The 17,751-nt window shown below is 72.2% G+C and carries 13 protein-coding genes; 3 read left to right on the top strand and 10 right to left on the bottom strand.

Features of this window, described 5'->3' with window-relative positions; translation table 11 throughout:
* Positions 1–39 precede the first annotated feature (39 nt).
* The 9 genes from OG408_RS13665 to OG408_RS13625 all read right to left on the bottom strand — a co-directional run bounded on the left by OG408_RS13665 (position 40) and on the right by OG408_RS13625 (position 10,966).
* Positions 40–1,092 carry a glutamate ABC transporter substrate-binding protein gene (locus tag OG408_RS13665; RefSeq protein WP_405403299.1) on the bottom strand — a complete coding sequence of 351 codons (1,053 nt, stop codon included), beginning with the start codon at positions 1,090–1,092 and terminating at the stop codon, positions 40–42.
* An 11-nt stretch (positions 1,093–1,103) separates the two neighbouring features.
* On the bottom strand, positions 1,104–2,504 hold the full coding sequence (locus OG408_RS13660; RefSeq protein WP_405403297.1) for a hypothetical protein: 1,401 nt from the start codon (positions 2,502–2,504) through the stop codon (positions 1,104–1,106).
* 356 nt (positions 2,505–2,860) lie between these two features.
* Positions 2,861–3,835 (bottom strand): N-acetylglucosamine kinase, encoded by a 975-nt coding sequence (locus OG408_RS13655; RefSeq protein WP_326670063.1) that lies wholly within the window; start codon positions 3,833–3,835, stop codon positions 2,861–2,863.
* Entirely contained in the window at positions 3,826–5,091 is a 1,266-nt protein-coding gene (locus OG408_RS13650) for a 6-phospho-beta-glucosidase (RefSeq protein ID WP_326670061.1), read from the bottom strand. The genes OG408_RS13655 and OG408_RS13650 overlap by 10 nt, the downstream gene beginning before the upstream one ends.
* 3 nt (positions 5,092–5,094) lie before the next feature.
* Positions 5,095–5,997, bottom strand: coding sequence for a carbohydrate ABC transporter permease (locus tag OG408_RS13645; protein WP_266778820.1), 903 nt, complete (start codon positions 5,995–5,997; stop codon positions 5,095–5,097).
* A 1-nt stretch (position 5,998) separates the two neighbouring features.
* On the bottom strand, positions 5,999–6,940 hold the full coding sequence (locus OG408_RS13640; RefSeq protein WP_266778818.1) for a carbohydrate ABC transporter permease: 942 nt from the start codon (positions 6,938–6,940) through the stop codon (positions 5,999–6,001).
* Between the two features lie 10 nt (positions 6,941–6,950).
* Positions 6,951–8,288 (bottom strand): ABC transporter substrate-binding protein, encoded by a 1,338-nt coding sequence (locus OG408_RS13635; RefSeq protein ID WP_326670060.1) that lies wholly within the window; start codon positions 8,286–8,288, stop codon positions 6,951–6,953.
* A gap of 82 nt (positions 8,289–8,370) precedes the next feature.
* On the bottom strand, positions 8,371–9,594 hold the full coding sequence (locus OG408_RS13630; protein ID WP_326670058.1) for an ROK family transcriptional regulator: 1,224 nt from the start codon (positions 9,592–9,594) through the stop codon (positions 8,371–8,373).
* A 301-nt stretch (positions 9,595–9,895) separates the two neighbouring features.
* Positions 9,896–10,966, bottom strand: a complete 1,071-nt coding sequence (locus OG408_RS13625; protein WP_266778813.1) for a mechanosensitive ion channel family protein — start codon at positions 10,964–10,966, stop codon at positions 9,896–9,898.
* A gap of 376 nt (positions 10,967–11,342) precedes the next feature.
* Between OG408_RS13625 and OG408_RS13620 the strand changes: the two genes are divergently transcribed.
* A complete protein-coding gene (locus tag OG408_RS13620) occupies positions 11,343–11,879 on the top strand; it encodes an HNH endonuclease (protein WP_018552807.1) in 537 nt (178 codons plus the stop codon).
* An 83-nt stretch (positions 11,880–11,962) separates the two neighbouring features.
* On the opposite strand, the gene OG408_RS13615 is transcribed toward OG408_RS13620, so the two are convergent.
* Positions 11,963–14,962 (bottom strand): beta-N-acetylglucosaminidase domain-containing protein, encoded by a 3,000-nt coding sequence (locus tag OG408_RS13615; protein ID WP_326670056.1) that lies wholly within the window; start codon positions 14,960–14,962, stop codon positions 11,963–11,965.
* Between the two features lie 310 nt (positions 14,963–15,272).
* On the opposite strand from OG408_RS13615, the gene OG408_RS13610 reads away from it, so the two are divergent.
* Positions 15,273–15,542, top strand: coding sequence for a hypothetical protein (locus tag OG408_RS13610; protein ID WP_266778803.1), 270 nt, complete (start codon positions 15,273–15,275; stop codon positions 15,540–15,542).
* Positions 15,543–17,735: a 4-alpha-glucanotransferase gene (gene malQ / locus OG408_RS13605; protein WP_266778801.1), complete on the top strand. Its 2,193-nt coding sequence runs from the start codon at positions 15,543–15,545 to the stop codon at positions 17,733–17,735.
* The last annotated feature ends 16 nt before the right edge of the window (positions 17,736–17,751 follow it).

The following is a 17,751-nucleotide window of genomic DNA, read 5'->3' as shown; positions in this document are numbered from 1 at the left end:
ATCCGTGCCGCCCGGTCGGCCTGATCCGGACGAACGGTGCTAGTCGGTCCGGTACTTGGGCGCCGGCGGCGCCGTGATCCCGGGCAGCCCGGCCTCCAGCCACTTGCGGTACGACGTCATCCAGGGGCTGACCGCGCCACCGGCGCGGTAGTCGACCAGCACCTTGTTGACCCGGGCCACCAGGTCGTCTGCGCCCTTCTTCGCGGCCACGCCGTAGTACTCGGTGGTGAAGGGCTTGTCGCCCTTGAGCTCCACCGCCGGGTCCTGGGCGGCCTGACCGGCCGCCAGGGCGTTGTCCGTGACGACCGCGTCGACCTCGCCCATCTGGAGCCGCACCAGGCAGTCCAGCTGGTTGGGCACGGTCAGCTTGTCCTCGTCGGCCTCGGTGCCGTCGTGCTTGTCCTTGAAGACGGAGCCGAACGACTCCTTCTCCAGCGCCTCGTAGGCCGTCGAGCCCTCGGCGGTGCAGACCCGCTTGCCGGCCAGCGAGGAGTTGAAGCCGGTGATCCCGCCGTCCTTCGGCGCGAGGACCTGCTGACCGGCCTGGAAGTACGCCGTGGAGAAGGCGACCTGCTCCAGCCGGGCGCAGTTGATCGTCATCGTCCGGACGACGACGTCGACCTTGTCGTTCTGCAGCGCCGCGATGCGCTGGTTGGTGGGGATCGCCCGGAAGATCACCTTGTCCGGGCTGCCCAGGATGTCCTTGGCGATGGCCCGCACGAGATCGATGTCGAAGCCTTCGAGATTCCCGGACTCCGGGTCCCGGAAGCCCCACTGGAAGCTGTTCTGGTCGACGCCGGCGATCAGCTTGCCGCGCGCCTTGATCTTGTCGATGGCGGGGCCGCCGGCGCCGGAGGGCTGCAGGCTGGCCTCCGGGTCCGTGCAGTCGTCGGCCCGCGTCTGGACGGCCTGGGCCGCACCGGGTCCCGACACCGCACCGCCGAAGCCGTCGTCGCCGTGGGAGAGCGGCAGCAGGGTCAGCGACGCCGTCACCGCACAGGCCACGGCCATGGCGCTCACCCCGCCCCAGCCGCGCAGCCGCCGGAACCCGCGCTGCGTTCCGGGGCCCGTCCTCGGGTCCTTCCCTGTCATCGCTCCCCCTGTCACCGGAACTCCGAGAGCCTGCGGTTGACCCCGACGATCGCCGCCACCGCGCCCAGTACGGCCAGGGCCGCGGCGCCGATCGGCAGTCCGCCCAGCGCCCCGCGCCCGTCCTCGGCGGCCTGGGTGAACTGGCTCTGCTCGTGGGCGAGCGCCTTCCGCAGCGCCGCGTCCACCTGGCTGAAGGACTGCCCGGTCGAGTTGTCCGTTCCGATGATCTGCTCCAGCGCCGTGTCGTAGTCGCCGCTGTCATCGGTCTTGCGGGCGGTCCGGTGGCGGCTCTGCCACTCGGTGACGGCCGTGATGGCGTCGGCCACGGGCTTGCCGCCCTCGGCGTCCTCGGTGTCCGCGGCGAGCTTCCTGGCCCGGTTCAGCTCTTCGCCGAGTGCCTTCATGCCCGTGCCGTAGTCGGTCTCGTACTTGTCGCTCTTGCCGTCAGCGGTGAGCACCGCACCCCGTGCGACCACCGTGAGGTTCTCGTTGGCACGGGCCTTCAGCGAGTCGATGCGCGCCCGGTTGAGCACGTCCAGGGACTGCTGCCCGTGCGTGTTCGCCTCGGCCAGGTCGGAGCGGGACACCGTGTGCCCCACCGCAAGCCACAGCAGGACCACGGTCGCCGCCGCGGTCGCCGCGAGCAGCCCGTGGTTGAACACCCGGTTCGTACGGCGGTAGTTGCGCCGCTGCGCCCAGAACAGCACGGCCAGCGCGACGATCCCGACGCCGAGGGAGAAGAACGGCCACGTCCGGGCGGAACGGTAGTCCTGGTCCAGCCGGTCGGTCTCCGCCGAGTACAGCCGCTCGGCGGCCGGCAGCAGGTCGTTCGCCATCTTCTGGTTCGCGTACCGGAGATAGGCGCCGCCCAGCGGCAGCCCCTGCCGGTTGTTGGCACGGGCGCGCTCGATCAGTCCCGTGTAGCGCGGGAGTTCCTCGTTGAGGGTGGTGATCTCGTGGCCGGACTTCGTCGAGGCGTCCGTGTTGGCCGCGGCCTCCACCAGCAGCCGGGAGGCGTCGTCGATGTCCTTCACGTACTGGTCGTGCACCGCGCGCGGTTCCTGCGGGCCGGCCAGGAAGCCGCTCGCCGCCGCCGCGTCCGCGTCCGCCAGCGAGCGGTAGATGTTCGCCGCGGTCGCGCTGAGCGGCTGGCTGCGTTCCACCACGTCGTTGGCCGCCGCCGCGCGGTCGTTGATCTCGAACGCCGTCACGGCCCCGAACGCGACGACCAGCAGCGCCAGTACGGCCCCGATGATCTGGAGCCTGCCCGGTTCGGTGGTGGCCGCGGCGCGCAGCCGTGCGGTCACCACGGCCCGGGCGCTGTGCTGCGGAGGCACGGGTACGGCCGCCGGCGCGGGCGGCTGCTCCGGCGCGTGGTGCGGCGCCGGGCGCACATTCGGCGGGTATGTCACTTGACCTCCCCCTCGGTCACTGACGGTGGCCCGCCCCCCGGCCGATCGGGGGACTGGTACCCGGCCAGAAGTATGGCCGCAGGGACCGGCGTCCACATCAGGAACGCCTGGATCCTGCACCGGTCCATGAAGCAGCCGACGGTGATCAGCTGCGGTCGTACAGCATTCGATCAAGGCCGACGCCGTCGATCAAGACGATCGGCGGCGCAATTCCCCGAAGCGGAGCGATCTCCCCGGTAACCGGTCTCCCCACCGATGAACACGTCCGGGACAACTGATCGGTTCCCGTACGCAAGAGGCGTCCCGCAACCCGAAGGCTACGGGACGCCCCTGACACACCTGGCGGCGCGGGCGGCTCAGGCGTACTGCGCCCGCAGCCTCTTGTGCACCTCGGGCGGCGCGGCCGTGTGGTCGAGCCCCAGCAGCCCGGCGCCCAGCACGGGGGACTCCTCCACCACCCGCACCACCGCCTTGGGAGCGCGTGCGGCCAGGAGTTCGGCGATCCGGCCGTCCAGCCGGGGATGGCGCGCTGCCAGCACGCTGCCGCCCAGCAGCACCGGCGCCGCCTCGTCCAGCAGGTCCAGCCGGGCCAGCGCGACCGAGGCCAGCGCCACGACCTCCTCGGCCAGCCGGTCCACCAGGGCGAGCGCCGGCGCGTCGCCTTCCGCGGCCGTGGCGAAGAGCACCGGCGCCAGTTCGTGCCGTCGCACGGAGTCGATCCGGCCCAGGTGCAGCGCCTCGATCAGGGCGTACATCGAGTCGAGCCCGAAGTGGGCGGGCAGCGTCCGGGCCAGCGCGGTCGGCTCGCCGCGGCCGTCCTCGGCGCGCGCGGCGAACCACATCGCCTCCTCGGAGAGCCCCGAACCACCGCCCCAGTCCCCGGAGATGCGGCCGATGGCGGGGAAGCGCGCGGTCCGGCCGTCCGGCACCATGCCGACACAGTTGATCCCCGCGCCGCAGACGACGGCCACGCCGCGCGGCTCGTCGATCCCGGCCCGCAGGATCGCGAAGGTGTCGTTGCGCACCTCCACCGTGCGGCCCCACGCGCGGGCGCGCAGGGCCTCGGTCAGCTGCTCCTCCTCGACCGGCAGATCGGCGTTGGCCAGGCAGGCCGACACATGGGCGACGGATCCGGCGGTCACCCCGGCCGAGTCCAGCACCTGCTCCACCGCGGCGCCGAGCACGTCCACGGCCCTTCCGACACCGACCACGGGCGGCTGGAAGCCGCCGCCGCGGGCCGTGGACAGCACGGTGCCGTCCTCACCGATGAGGGCCACATCGGTCTTGCTGTTCCCCGCGTCTATCGCGAGGACCGAACCGTTCACGCCCACGCGAGGTGCTCCCGGTTGTGCGCGATCAGCTTGTCGGTGAGCGCCTCGGCGTACTCGAACTGGCCGATCAGGGGGTGTGCGAGCAGCGCCTTGAACACCCGGTCGCGGCCGCCGCGCAGCGCGGCCTCCAGCGCCAGGTCCTCGTACGCCGTCACGTTCGCGATCAGACCGGCGTACAGCGGGTCCAGTTCCGGCACGGCCAGCGGCGTCGCACCGGTCCCGTCGACCCTCGCCTGCACCTCGATCACCGCGTCGTCCGGCAGGAACGGCAGCGTCCCCTTGTTGTACGTGTTGACCACCTGGTGCGTGGAGCCGGCACCGCCCAGCAGCGAGGCCGCCAGGTCGACGGCCGCCTCGGAGTAGAAGGCGCCGCCGCGCTTGGCGAGCAGTGCGGGTTTCTCGTCCAGTGCCGGGTCGCCGTACATGGCGAGGAGTTCCTTCTCCATCGCGGCGACCTCGGCGGCCCGGGAGGGCTTGGTGCCGAGCTCGCGCACGACCTCGTCGTGCGCGTAGAAGTAGCGCAGGTAGTAGGACGGGACGACGCCGAGCCGGTCGACGATCTGCCGCGGCATGTGGAGGTCGTCGGCGAGGGCGTCGCCGTGTTCGGCGATCAGGCGGGGCAGGACGTTCTCGCCGTCGGGGCCGCCCAGACGCACTCCGAGTTCCCATGTCAGGTGGTTGAGGCCGACGTGGTCGAGGTGGATCTCACTCGGTGTGACGTCCAGCAGCCGGGCGAACTTGCGCTGGAAGCCGATCGCCACGTTGCACAGGCCGACGGCCTTGTGGCCGGCCTGGAGCAGGGCGCGGGTGACGATGCCGACCGGGTTGGTGAAGTCGATGATCCACGCTTCCGGGTTGGCGCGGCGGACGCGTTCGGCGATGTCCAGGACGACGGGGACGGTGCGCAGGGCCTTGGCGAGGCCGCCGGCGCCGGTGGTCTCCTGGCCGATGCAGCCGCACTCCAGCGGCCACGTCTCGTCCTGGTTGCGGGCGGCCTGGCCGCCCACGCGCAGCTGGAGCAGGACCGCGTCGGCGTCCGCGACGCCCGCGTCGACGTCCGAGGTGGTGACGATCCGGCCGGGATGGCCCTGCCTGGCGAAGATCCGCCGCGCGAGCCCTCCGACCAGGTCCAGCCGGTCGGCCGCCGGATCGACGAGCACCAGCTCCTCGATCGGCAGGGTGTCCCGCAGCCGCGCGAATCCGTCGATCAGTTCAGGTGTGTAGGTGGACCCGCCACCCACTACAGCGAGCTTCATCAATCAGCCCTTTACTCCGGTCAGTGTGACGCCCTCGACAAAGGCCTTCTGTGCGAAGAAGAAGACGACGATCACAGGGGCCATGACCAGAACGGTCGCGGCCATGGTCAGGTTCCAGTCGGTGTGGTGCGCGCCCTTGAAGGACTCCAGTCCGTAACTCAGCGTCCAGGCACCCGGGTTCTCGGAGGCGTAGATCTGCGGGCCGAAGTAGTCGTTCCAGGCGTAGAAGAACTGGAAGAGGGCGACGGCCGCGATGCCGGGCTTGGCCATCGGGATCACGACGCGCATCAGGGTGCGGAACTCCCCGCAGCCGTCGACCTTCGCCGCGTCGAGGTACTCGTTGGGGATGGTCAGCAGGAACTGCCGCAGCAGGAAGATGGAGAACGCGTCGCCGAACGCCATCGGGATGATCAGCGGCCACAGCGTGCCGGACATGTCCAGCTGCTTGGCCCAGAACAGGTACATCGGGATGACGACGACCTGCGGCGGCAGCATCATCATCGAGATGACGAGCATCAGCGACAGATGCCGGCCGCGGAAGCGAAACTTGGCGAGCGCGTACGCCACGGGCAGCGAGGACACGACCGTGAGGACGGTGCCCAGGCCCGCGTACAGCAGGGTGTTCCGCCACCAGGTCAGGAACCCCGGGGTGTCGAACACCTCCTTGTAGTTGCTCCACTCGAAGGGGTGCGGCCACAGGTCACGGGTCAGGGCCTGCTGGTCGCTCATCAGCGAGGTGAGGAGGAGGAAGACGAACGGCAGCACGAAGAAGAGCGCGGCCGCGACGCCGAGCGAGTGCACACCGATCCAGTGCAGCAGCGCCTTGCGGCGTGCCACGCGCTCGGCCGGGGTGACGGGGTCACTCACCGGGCCGGCGGCCTTCGGGGTGTCGAGAACCTGCGCCACGTCACTCACCTGCCTGGATCAGTCCGCTGCGGCGCCGCATCAGCAGTGCGGTGAACGCCATGGCGAGGACGAAGAGAACGAGCGCGACCACACAGGCGGAGCCGTAGTCGAAGCGCTGGAAACCGAGGTTGTAGACCAGCTGCGGAAGCGTCAGTGTCGACTTGTCGGGATACCCGGGCTCGAACTGCTGCCCCGAGCCGCCCATGACACCGGACGCGACCTTCCCGGCCACCAGTGGCTGGGTGTAGTACTGCATCGTCTGGATGATGCCGGTGACCACGGCGAACATGATGATCGGCGAGATGTTCGGCAGCGTGACGAACCGGAACCGCTGGAACGAGGACGCCCCGTCCAGCTCCGCCGCCTCGTACTGCTCCTTCGGTACGTCGAGGAGCGCGGCCATGAAGATCACCATCAGGTCGCCCACCCCCCACACCGCGAGGGCCGTCAGGGCCGGCTTGGACCAGGTGGCGTCGGTGAACCAGCCCGGGGTCGGCAGCCCGAGATCGCCGAGGATCGAGTTGACCGGTCCGGTACCCGGGTTGAGGAGGAAGACGAAGCCCAGGGTCGCGGCGACCGGCGGGGCCAGGTACGGCAGGTAGAAGAGCGTCCGGAAGACCCCGGTGCCCGTCTTGATCTTGGTGATCAGCAGGCCGACGCCGAGTCCGAAGACCACCCGGCAGGTCACCATGACCACGACCAGCCACAGCGTGTTGCGCAGGGCGGGCCAGAACAGCGGGTAGTCGTTGAAGACGAACGACCAGTTCTTCAGCCCGCTGAACTCGGGGGCCGAGAAGCCGTCGTAGCTGGTGAAGGAGAAGTAGAGCGTGGAGATCAGCGGATAGGCGAAGAAGACGCAGAACCCGATCAGCCACGGCGACATGAAGGCCGCCGTCCGGAGCGCCGAGCGGCGGCGCTTCGAACGGAGTGTGTACGTGCTCATCGCGTCGGCTCTACTTCGCCTGGTCGATCGCCGCGTCGATCTCCTTGGCGGTCTTCTCCAGGCCCGCCTTGAGGTCCTTCTGCGTGCCCTTCTCGACGTCGAAGCCGAGGTTCTGCAGGGACGTCAGGTACGCGCCGCCGTTGACCGAGGGCGGGGTGGTGGTGGACTGCGGGTTGGCCGCGATGTCCAGGAAGGTCTTGAAGCGCGGGTCGTACTTCAGCTTCGGCGACTTCAGCGCGGCGAGCGTGGACGGCACGTTGTGGATGGCGTTGGCGAAGTTCACGACCGCGTCGGTGTCGGTCGTCATGAACTTCACCAGCTCCCACGCCGCGTTCTGCTTGGTCGAGGTGGCGGCGATGCCGGCGATGGTGCCGGTCAGATAGCCCTTGCCGTAGGTGTCGGCCTCGTTGTCGGCGACGGGCATCGGGGCCACGCCGATCTCGAACTTCGGCTTGGCCTCCTCGGCCATGCCGAGCCGCCACTCGCCGTCCAGCTGCATGGCCACCTGGCCGGTGTGGAACGGGTGCTTGGCGCCCCACTCGTCACCGAAGCCGGTACGGAACTTCTCCAGCTTCCGGTAGCCGCCGAGCGAGTCCACCATCTTCTTCTGGGTGGCGAGCATGTCGGCGAAGGCCGGGTCCTTGGCGATGTTCGACTTGCCGTCCGCGTCGAAGTACGTCGGGTTCCAGCCACCGAGGTAGTGCTCGGTCGTCGACTCGTAGCCGTGGTAGTTCGGCATGAAGCCGAGCTGCTCGTACGAGTCGCCCTTGGTCTTCGTCAGCTTCTTCGCGTCGGCGGCGAACTCGGTCCAGGTCTTCGGCGGCGCGGTGATGCCGGCGGCCTCGAACGCGTCCTTGTTGTAGTAGAGGCCGTACGCGTCGCCGAGCAGCGGCACCGTGCAGCGCACCCCGTCGAACTGCGTGTACTCGTTCATGGCCTTCGGAAAGGTCGCGTCCGCGTCGATCCCGTCCTTCTTCAGGAAGGGGTTGAGGTCGACGAAGGCCTTCGACTTGCAGAACTTGCCCACGTTGTTCGTGGTGAACGACGACACGACGTCCGGAGCCTTGGAACCGCCCGCGCGCAGCGCCTGGTTGATCTTGTCGTCGGTCATGTTGCCGACGACCTTCACGTGGATGTTCGGGTGCGCCTTCTGGAAGGCGTCGATCGTGTCCTGAATGCCCTTGACCTCACCCGGAGCACTCCAGCCGTGCCAGAAGTTGATGGTCGTCTCCTTGGACGCGTCATCACTGGCACCGGAGCTGCTCTGCCCGGTACAGGCGGAGGCGAACAGGGCTATCGCGGCGGTCGCGGCGAGCGCGACGGCCGGCTTCCGGCGGTTTCCGGACATGGTGGTGTCTCCCGATGAAGGGTTGGGACGGGGAAGGGGGTGTGGGGCGTGGAGCGTGGGGGCGTACGGAAGGTGTGCGGGATCAGCGCGAGGTGTCGAACACTTCGTCGCGCGTGGTGGCGAGCGCGCTCTCCAGCGCGCCGCGCAGGACGGGGCGGTGGGTCACCTCGCCGGTGATCAGCCGGGGCCGGGACGCGGCCAGCTCGGCGAGTTCGGCGGCCACCCGGCCGCGGAGCGGTTCCCCGCCGCGCGAGATCAGCTCGCCGGACAGCACGACGACCTCGGGGTCGAGGACGGCGACCATGGAGGCGAGACCGGTGGCCAGACCGGTGGCGAACAGATCGAGCAGACGGGCGTACGGCCCGCCCTCGCCCTCCGCGGCGGCCGCGGCCGCCCGGCCGATCAGCTCGGCCGCGGTCTCGTGATGGGTGCCCAGGCCGCGCACCGCCTCGTCGTCGATGCCGAGCTCACGGGCCAGCCGGGCGAGCACCTGGGCGCCGGCCAGCTCCTGGAAGCCGCCCGCGTTCGCCTTGGTGACCTGGCGGACCAGCGGAGCCCCGGGCACCGGCAGGAAGCCGACCTCGCCGGCGCCGCCGGTGAAGCCGCGGTGCAGCCGGCCGTTGATGACGAGGGCGGCGCCGAGGCCCTCCTCGTTCCACAGGAGCACGAAGTCGTCGTGTCCCCGGGCCGCGCCGAGCCGCTGTTCGGCCACCGCGACCAGGTTCACGTCGTTCTCGTACTCCACCGGCATCGGCAGGAAGGCCGCCAGCTCGTCCAGCAGAGTGGGGGAGTGCCAGCCGGGCAGGTGCGAGGCGTACCGCAGCCGGCCCGTGCCCGGGTCGAAGGCGCCCGGCGTGCCGATGACGACGCGGTGCACGTCGGACCGGGTCAGCCCGGCCGCCTTGACCGCCCCGTCCAGCGCGTCCGCCACCTGCCGCACCACGCTGTCGGCGCGCCGCCCCGGGGTCCGCAGCTCGAACTCCCCGACCGTCTCGCCCGTCACATCGGCGACGGCGGCGACGATCCGCTGAGCGTTCACATCGAGCCCCGCGACATGCGCGGCCGAGGCGTTGACGGCGTACAGCTGCGCGTTGGGCCCCGGCCGCCCGGCCGCGGTCCCGGTGGCCACGACCAGCCCGGCCGCCTCCAGCCGGGCCAGCAGCTGGGAGGCGGTGGGCTTGGACAGCCCCGTCAGCTTCCCGATCCTGGTCCGCGACAGGGGGCCGTGCTCCAGCAGCAGATCGAGGGCGGCGCGGTCGTTCATGGCGCGCAGAACGCGGGGGGTACCCGGCGTGGTTCCGGCCATGGTCACTGCACCTGCCCTCTGTTAGGAAACTTTCCTATTCGGTGAGAGGACCGTAGGGCGCACGTCACCGGGGCGTCAATGGCCCGCACCGCGGTGGCAACCAAAGCGTTACCTGGACGGCGCCGTCGGCGCCGGGCGGTGTGGCGGCTCACCCCGGACCCCCTGTGCGCATACGTTCCCAACAGGGCTTCGGGTGAACCGAGTTGGCCGGGATCCATCGGAGGCGGGCCGACGGGAAACGGCTGAGGGGCACCCCGCGAACCTCGCGGGGTGCCCCTCAGCCGTGGGTATGTGCGGGGGCCTACTTCGTGATGTTCGGCGTGGACGGCGGGATCGGCGTCGCCGCCAGCGACTGGGGCGAGGTGGCCGAGGCGTACGCCGAGGGGGCGGCCATCGCGGCCGTCGGGTCGGCGGCCGATGGCTCGTCCGGCTGGGCGGGGATGCCGCCGACCATCCGGATGCCCGCCTCGTCGAAGGCGCGCTTGATGCGCCAGCGCAGCTCGCGCTCCACGCCCAGCGCCTTGCCCGGCATCGTCTTCGCGGTCACCCGGACCGTCATCGAGTCCAGCAGCACCGAGTCCAGGCCCAGGATCTCCACCGGGCCCCACAGGCGCTCGGTCCACGGGTCGTCCTTGGCCATCAGCTGGGCGGCCTCGGTGATCACCGTACGGACCCGGTCGAGGTCCTCGGAGGGGCGGACCTGGACGTCGACGCCGGCGGTGGACCAGCCCTGGCTGAGGTTGCCGATCCGCTTCACCTCGCCGTTGCGGACGTACCAGATCTCGCCGTTGTCGCCGCGCAGCTTGGTGACGCGCAGGCCGACCTCGATGACCTCGCCGGAGGCGACGCCCGCGTCGATGGTGTCGCCGACGCCGTACTGGTCCTCCAGGATCATGAAGACACCGGACAGGAAGTCGGTGACCAGGTTGCGCGCACCGAAGCCGAGCGCCACCCCGGCGACACCCGCGGAGGCCAGCAGCGGGGCCAGGTTGATCTGGAACGCGCCCAGGATCATCAGGGCGGCGGTGCCGAGGATCAGGAACGAGGCCACCGAACGGAGCACCGAACCGATCGCCTCCGATCGCTGCCGGCGCCGCTCCGCGTTGACCAGCAGGCCGCCGAGCGCGGTGCCCTCCACCGCCTGGGCGCTGCGGTTCATGCGTTCTATGAGCTTCGTCAGGGCACGGCGGACCGCGATGCGCAACGCGATCGCGATGGCGGCGATGAGCACGATCCGCAGACCGGTGTTCAGCCAGGTGGACCAGTTCTCCTCCACCCAGCCCGCGGCGTTGCCGGCCTGCTTCGCGGCTTCGTCCAGCGAGCCACCGGGCCCGGGTGACGGTGCTGCGGCCAACAGGGCGGACAGGGACACGGCGAAACCTCCAGTTGGGCGAGCGCTGAACAACCACACTAACGGGGCATCCGGAATGCTCCGTTGCCGTGATCGAGGGGAGAGACGCGTCTCACCCGGGGATATGGAAGAGGTAAAGAACCCGTCCGGCGGTACCGGCCGTGACCGGGTGCGCGGCCTCCCTGTGGCCGATCGCACATCCGGGCACGGGCGCGGCGGCAGGGCCCCGAAGCGCCTGATCCGGCGTGTCCCGCAGTACGGGCGGCAGGACCCGGAAGGAAAATCCTTCCGGCCCGTTACCCGGACGTGGTGGCGCTTCGACCAGGCCGGAGGGGAGACTGAGATCGGATCGTCCCGGCGCGAGCCACGCGCCGCCGGCGTACAAGGAGGCGTCCACGTGCCGCATGTCCTGGTTCTCAACGCGTCGTACGAGCCGCTCGGCGTCGTACCGCTCCGCCGCGCGCTCGTCCTCGTCCTCGAGAACAAGGCCATCTGCCTCGAGGAGTCCGGCGCCTTCATGCACAGTGCCACCCGTGCCGTCCCGGCGCCCAGCGTCGTCCGGCTGAAGCGGTTCGTCCGCGTTCCCTACCGGGGGCCCGTCCCGCTGACCCGCCGGGCGCTCTTCGCCAGGGACGGCGGGCGCTGCATGTACTGCGGCGCCGCCGCGACCAGCGTCGACCACGTCATTCCGCGCAGCCGCGGCGGACAGCACGCCTGGGACAACGTGGTGGCGGCCTGCCGCCGCTGCAACCACGTCAAGGCCGACCGCCACCTTCCCGAGCTCGGCTGGCGGCTCCACCAGCAGCCGGCCCCGCCGACCGGACTGGCCTGGCGGATCATCGGCACGGGACACCGCGACCCGCGCTGGCTGCCCTACTTGCAACCGTTCGGCGCGGACGACGCGATGGCCCGGATCGACGGCATCTCCGCCTGACGGTCCGGGCCTCCGTCGTCCTGAGGGCCGCCGCGAAAGGGGTACGGAACGTCGCCGCGGGTGTGCGGTGTTCCGCCGCCCGGCTACTCGGCCACGGCGTACGCCTGGACCGACCAGAGCGAGTAGCCGTACTCGGTCGCCCGTGCGTCGCCCTGGATCCTGATGAAGCGGGTGTCCTTCGCGTCCATCCGCAGCGACTCGTGCCCGCCGCGGCCGTCCCGGACGGTGGCCGCCGTGCGCCAGGTGCGGCCGTCCGCGGAGACCTGGACGCGGTAGCGGGAGGCGTACGCGTCCTGCCAGTCCAGCACCACCTGGCCGAGCCGGACCGGGGCCGGCAGTTCCGCCTGCCACCAGGAGCCGTCGTCGGCCGGGGAGGACCAGCGGGTCTTCGGGTCGCCGTCGGACGCGGCTGAGGCCGGGAAGTCCGCGGTCTCGTCGGCCGACGAGGAGGCGGTGGCCGTGCGGAGCAGGTCGGCGCCCGCGGTGCGGGGGAAGGCCCGGACGGTCAGGGTGGTCTCCTCGGCGCCGAAGGAGAACGGCACCTCGTACTCGCCCGCCGGGGTGCCCGCGGGGACGCTGATCTCCACCGGTACGGCGGTGCGGGAGCCGCGCGGGACGGTCGTCTGCTTGGGGACCCGCACCTTGATGCCCTTGGGGGCGTTCGCCTTCAGTGCGCCGCGCACCTCGGCCGGGCGGCGGGCGGAGAGCCGTGCCTCGACGCGCTGCGGGGCGCCGCCGATCTCGGCGTCCGTCTCGCCGCGCTCCAGGGCCAGCCGGGCCGCCGGCTCGTCGCCGAACCACGGCACGAGCGAACGCACCCGGGGAGCCGTGCCTGCCGACGGGGCCGCGCCCGCGAGCGGGGGGATGATCAGGGGCGGTGCCCCGGTGACGGCCGGGGTGGCGGCCGGCCAGCTGATCCGTACCGCGTCGGCCCGCAGGCCCTGGCCCGGCGACTGGGTCCAGCCGCTCGCCGACAGCGTGCCGAGGCTGCGCCAGCCCTCGCCGGGCACATGGGCCTGGACCGTCGCGCCCGTCACCGTGGAGTCGCCGCCGGGCGCCGTCATCGCGGTGACGGCCTCCAGCGGACGGACCCGGCTCAGCCGCACCGTATAGCTGCCCGGGGTCTCGGTCACCGTGCCGTTGTCGCGGTCCGAACCGGTCCAGGCGTCGGCCTCCTTGCGGGCGCGGTCCAGGAACGGGCCGAGCACCCCCTTGCCGACCGTCGCGCCGCCCGCCTTCACGGCTCCGAGAGCCGGCTCCAGGGCCAGTGAGGCCTGCCAGGCCGCCGCGCCGTCGCCGCGCGCCTGCGCCTGGAGCAGATCGACCGCCAGCTCGCCCGCCCTGCCGTAGCGGGACAACTGCTTGCTCCAGGGCCGCACCTCGTCGTCGAGCCGCCCGTCGGCCAGCCCGGCCAGCCGCTGCGGGGTCTCGCGCATCACCGTGAACGCGGCCCGCAGCCGGCGCGCCGCCTCGTCGCGGGCCGGGGTGGCATCCCCCGTACGGGAGTTCCAGAACGCGGCGAACAGCGGTTGCAGATAAGCCGACTCGTCGGCGCCCAGCACGGAGCCCGCGCTGTTGCCGGCCAGCGCGCGCAGCGCGTCCCGGCTGCGGGCGTCGCCGCCCGCGAGATCGTCTATGGCCGCCTGCCAGGACTCCTGCGGCTGGTAGCCCTTCGGGTTCCAGGCGAAGTCGGCGGCGGTGAACAGCGGAATGCGGGAAGCGGACGGCTGCTCCATCGCGTTGGCCAGCAGCGCCGCCGAACCGATGGCGACGGCCGGGTCCCGGCCGGTGTACGGGCCGAGGAAGATCCGGTCCTGCGCGTAGTCGTTGACCGGGTAGTTGTCCATCGTGACCAGCGGATGGCGGAACGTGGTGCGCGCACCGGCCAGTTCGCCGCCGGTGATGGTGCGCGGGACGACGCCGACACCGGTCCAGGCGACCTGCACCCGCTCGTCGAGCTCCTTGGCGAGCGCCGTGCGGTAGGCCGTCGCCCCGTCCTGGTAGAACTCCGTCGGCATCATCGACAGCGGCTCCGAGCCCGGGTGCCGGTCGGCGAGGTGCTGCGCCACCTTGCTGACGACCCCGGCCTGCGCCCTGGCCGCCGCCTCGGGTCCGCTGCCGAAGGTCTCGGAGTCGGCCGAGCAGTGCCACTCGCTGTAACTGACGTCCTGGAACTGCACCTGGAAGACCCGCACCCCCAGCGCCCACATCGCGTCGATCTTCTTCGTCAGCGCCTTCACGTCGCGCTCCGAGGACAGACACATGGACTGGCCCGGGGCCACGGCCCAGCCGAGCGTCACATGATCGGCGGCGGCGCGCCGGGCCAGCGCGCGGAAGTCGGCACGCCGGTCGGCGGGATACGGCTCCCGCCAGCGGTCCTGCCGGTACGGGTCGTCACCGGCCGCGTAGAGGTACCGGTTCTGCTTGGTGCGGCCCATGAAGTCGAGCTGGGCGAGACGTTCCTCCTGGGACCAGGGCCGGCCGTAGAAGCCCTCGGTCATCCCGCGCACCGCGCCGGCCGGCCAGTCCCGGACCGTGACGCCGGCGATGCGCCCGCCCCCGATCAGCTGACGCAGCGTCTGCACGGCGTGGAACAGGCCGTCGTCGCCGAGGCCGTCCACGGCGACGGTGTCCCGGCCCGCGACCCGGCCGACCGCGATCCGGTAGCCGCCGGACGGGAGATCGGCCCGGTCGGGCGCACGCAGCGTGCGCAGCGCGTCCACGGCCCCGTCCCCGCCGAGCCGGATGACGGGCCCGCTCCCGGGCAGCGACGTGTGGACGGTCCGCACACCCGCGTCGCGCAGCGCCGTGCGGAGCGCGTCGACCGCGTACGGGTCGGCCCCGTCGTCGGCGACGAGCGTGACCTCGCCGGAGAGCGGGACCGCGGACCCGGACGTCCTGATGCTCTGCGGCCGCGGCCACACCGCGGGCGGCGCGGTGTCGTCCGTGCGGTCGGGCGTGGTGACGGCGGGGGTGCCGGGTGCCGAGGGGGCGGCGACGGCGGCCGGGGCCCCCGCGGAGAGCAGCCCGCCGAGCACGGCCACGGCGACGGCCGTCGCGTGCTTCCTGCGCCTGAGCTGCATGCCTGACTCCCCTTGCTCCCACCGGTGGGCTCCGAGCCCACCACCCGCGCGCGAGGGTGTCAATGCGCGTGGTCGTTGTGGTGCAAATGCCCGGTGTGGCGGACGGGGAGGACGGTGTGTCGCGGGCTCCGGCCCACGCGAAAGACGGCGCCGAATGGCCGAAATCAGCGGACGTCTTGCGGATAACTGACCGTCCGGGAACGGATTGTGACCCAGAGCACGTTGAACTCGTTGTCATAACGCCTACGTCTGCGGCCGCGTCCGCTGGGTAGGCCTGCTGTGTCCTGTTCTCCACGGCCAGGAGGCCACCATGCCCGCTGCTGCGCAGCTTCTGCTCTCCGCCCTGTCCAAACAGGTACCGGGCCCCGCCCCACTGATCAGTGCGTCCCCCGCCACCGTCTGCTCCGGCCCGCTCACCAGCGAAGCGCCGCTCGCCGACGCCATACCCCTGACCAGCGAGCCCCCGCTCGCCGACGCCACGCCACTGACCAGTGAACCCCCGCTCGCCGTCCTCGCCCCGCTGACCAGCGAGCCGGCGTCTTCCGGCAGCGCTCGGGGCATGGAGTCCCCAGGAGTCTGAATGGGCTTGTCCCGGCTCGCCGCACTGCACGGCGTCGCCACCTCCTTCTCCCCGTCCGCCGATGTCACGGTGCCCGTCCCCGACGGCACGGTCGTCGCCGTGCTCGCCGCCCTCGGCGTCGACGCGGCCACGCCCGAGGCGGTACGGGAAGCGCTCGCCGCCGCCGAGACCGCGGCCGGCTCGCGGCTGCTCCCGGCCACGCTGGTGGCATGGTCGGGGGAGCCGCTGCCCGCGGCCCTGACCGCGCTGCCGCCCGGCACGGAGCTGACCGTCCGCCCGGAGGAGGCCGGTTCGGCCCCGCCGCCCCCGATGCGCGTTCCCTCGGGGGGTGCGATTCCGGCCGTTTCCGGCCAGGGTGACGACCGCGAAGCCGGCGGGGTGCCTACGGACCCGCCCCCGTCGCGTCCCGGCTGGTGGGCCGAGCCGCCGCTGGGGGTGCACCGGCTGACCGTCCGGGCGCCCGGGGCGCCCGCCGAGACCTGCACGCTCGTGGCCGCCCCGGCCCGGGTCCCGCAGCCCCCCGGGCGCAGCCACGGCTTCCTCGTCCAGCTCTACTCCCTGCTCTCCGCCCGCTCCTGGGGCATGGGCGACCTCGGGGACCTCGCCGATCTCGCGTCCTGGTCGGGGCGCTCCCTCGGGGCGGGCTTCGTCCAGGTCAACCCGCTGCACGCCGCGGTCATCGGCACCCCCACCGACCCCTCGCCCTACCGCCCGTCCTCGCGGCGGTTCCCCGACCCGGTGCACCTGCACATCGAGTCCGTCCCGGAGTACGGGCACGCCCCGGACCCGGCCGCCCTCGACGATCTGCGCCGCCGCGCGGGAGAGCTCAGCGACGCCGTGCTGAACAAGGGCGCGCTGATCGACCGGGACGCCGTCTGGGCCCTCAAGCGGCAGGCCCTCGACATCCTCGTCGCCGTGCCGCTCACGCCCGGCCGCCGCGCCGCCTACTGCGACTTCCTCGCCGAGCAGGGCCAGGCCCTGGAGGACCACGCCCTGTGGTGCGCCCTCGCCGAGGTGCACGGCTCCGACTGGCACACCTGGCCGGCCGGGCTGCGCGACCCCCGCTCCAAGGAGACCGCCCGCGCCCGCGCCGGGCTCCTGGACCGCGTCGACTTCCACTGCCGGCTCGCCTGGCTGACCGACGCCCAGCTCGCCGCCGCCCAGCGCGCCGCGCAGGACGCCGGGATGGCCGTCGGGATCGTCCACGACCTCGCCGTCGGCGTGCATCCCGGCGGCGCCGACACCTGGGCCCAGCAGGACGCCTTCGCCCACGGCATGTCCGTCGGCGCACCCCCCGACGCCTTCAACGCCCGTGGCCAGGACTGGGGACTGCCGCCCTGGAGACCCGACGCGCTCGCCGCGTCCGGCTACGCCCCGTACCGAGGACTGCTGCGCGGGCTCCTCGCCCACGCCGGGGCCCTGCGCATCGACCACGTCATGGGTCTGTTCCGGCTCTGGTGGGTGCCCGAGGGGCGCCCGCCCACCGAGGGCACCTACGTCAGCCACGACGCCGAGGCGATGCTCGCCGTCCTCGTCCTGGAGGCCCACCGCGCCGGCACCGTCGTCATAGGGGAGGACCTCGGCACCGTGGAACCGGGCGTCCGCGAGGCGCTCGCCCGCCGCGGCGTCCTCGGCACCTCCGTGCTCTGGTTCGAGCGGGACTGGTCGGGCACCGGCCGCCCGCTCCCACCAGAGGAATGGCGCGAGGACTGCCTGGCCACCGCCACCACCCACGATCTGCCGTCCACCGCCGCCCGGCTGACCGGCGACCATGTGACCCTGCGCCACCGCCTCGGCCTGCTGACCCGCCCGCTGGACCAGGAGCGCACCGAGGACGGCAACGACACCGCGGAGTGGCTCGCCCTTCTCTCCCGCCTGGGGATGCTCCCCGAGGGCGGCGGCGACGAGGAGGCCGCCGTCCGCGCCGTCCACCGCTTCCTGCTGCGCACCCCGGCCCGGATGGCCGGGGTCTGGCTCCCCGACACCATCGGCGACCGCCGCCCGCAGAACCTGCCGGGCACCTGGGACCAGTACCCCAACTGGCGGCTGCCCATCGCCGATGCCGAGGGGCATCCCGTCACCCTGGAGGAACTCGCCGCCTCACCCCGGCTGCACCGGCTGATGGAGGTCCTCAGGCCCCGTCAGGAGCCCCCGGGCCCCCGTACGGCACCCCCGGGCGCGCGCCCCTCGTAGGCGTTCGCTACGTTTG

Origin of the sequence: Streptomyces sp. NBC_01257 (genome assembly GCF_035917255.1) — a bacterium.
Lineage (GTDB): Bacteria > Actinomycetota > Actinomycetes > Streptomycetales > Streptomycetaceae > Streptomyces.
Note: the sequence above shows the minus strand (reverse complement) of the source record. Positions and strands in the feature narration are given on the sequence as shown.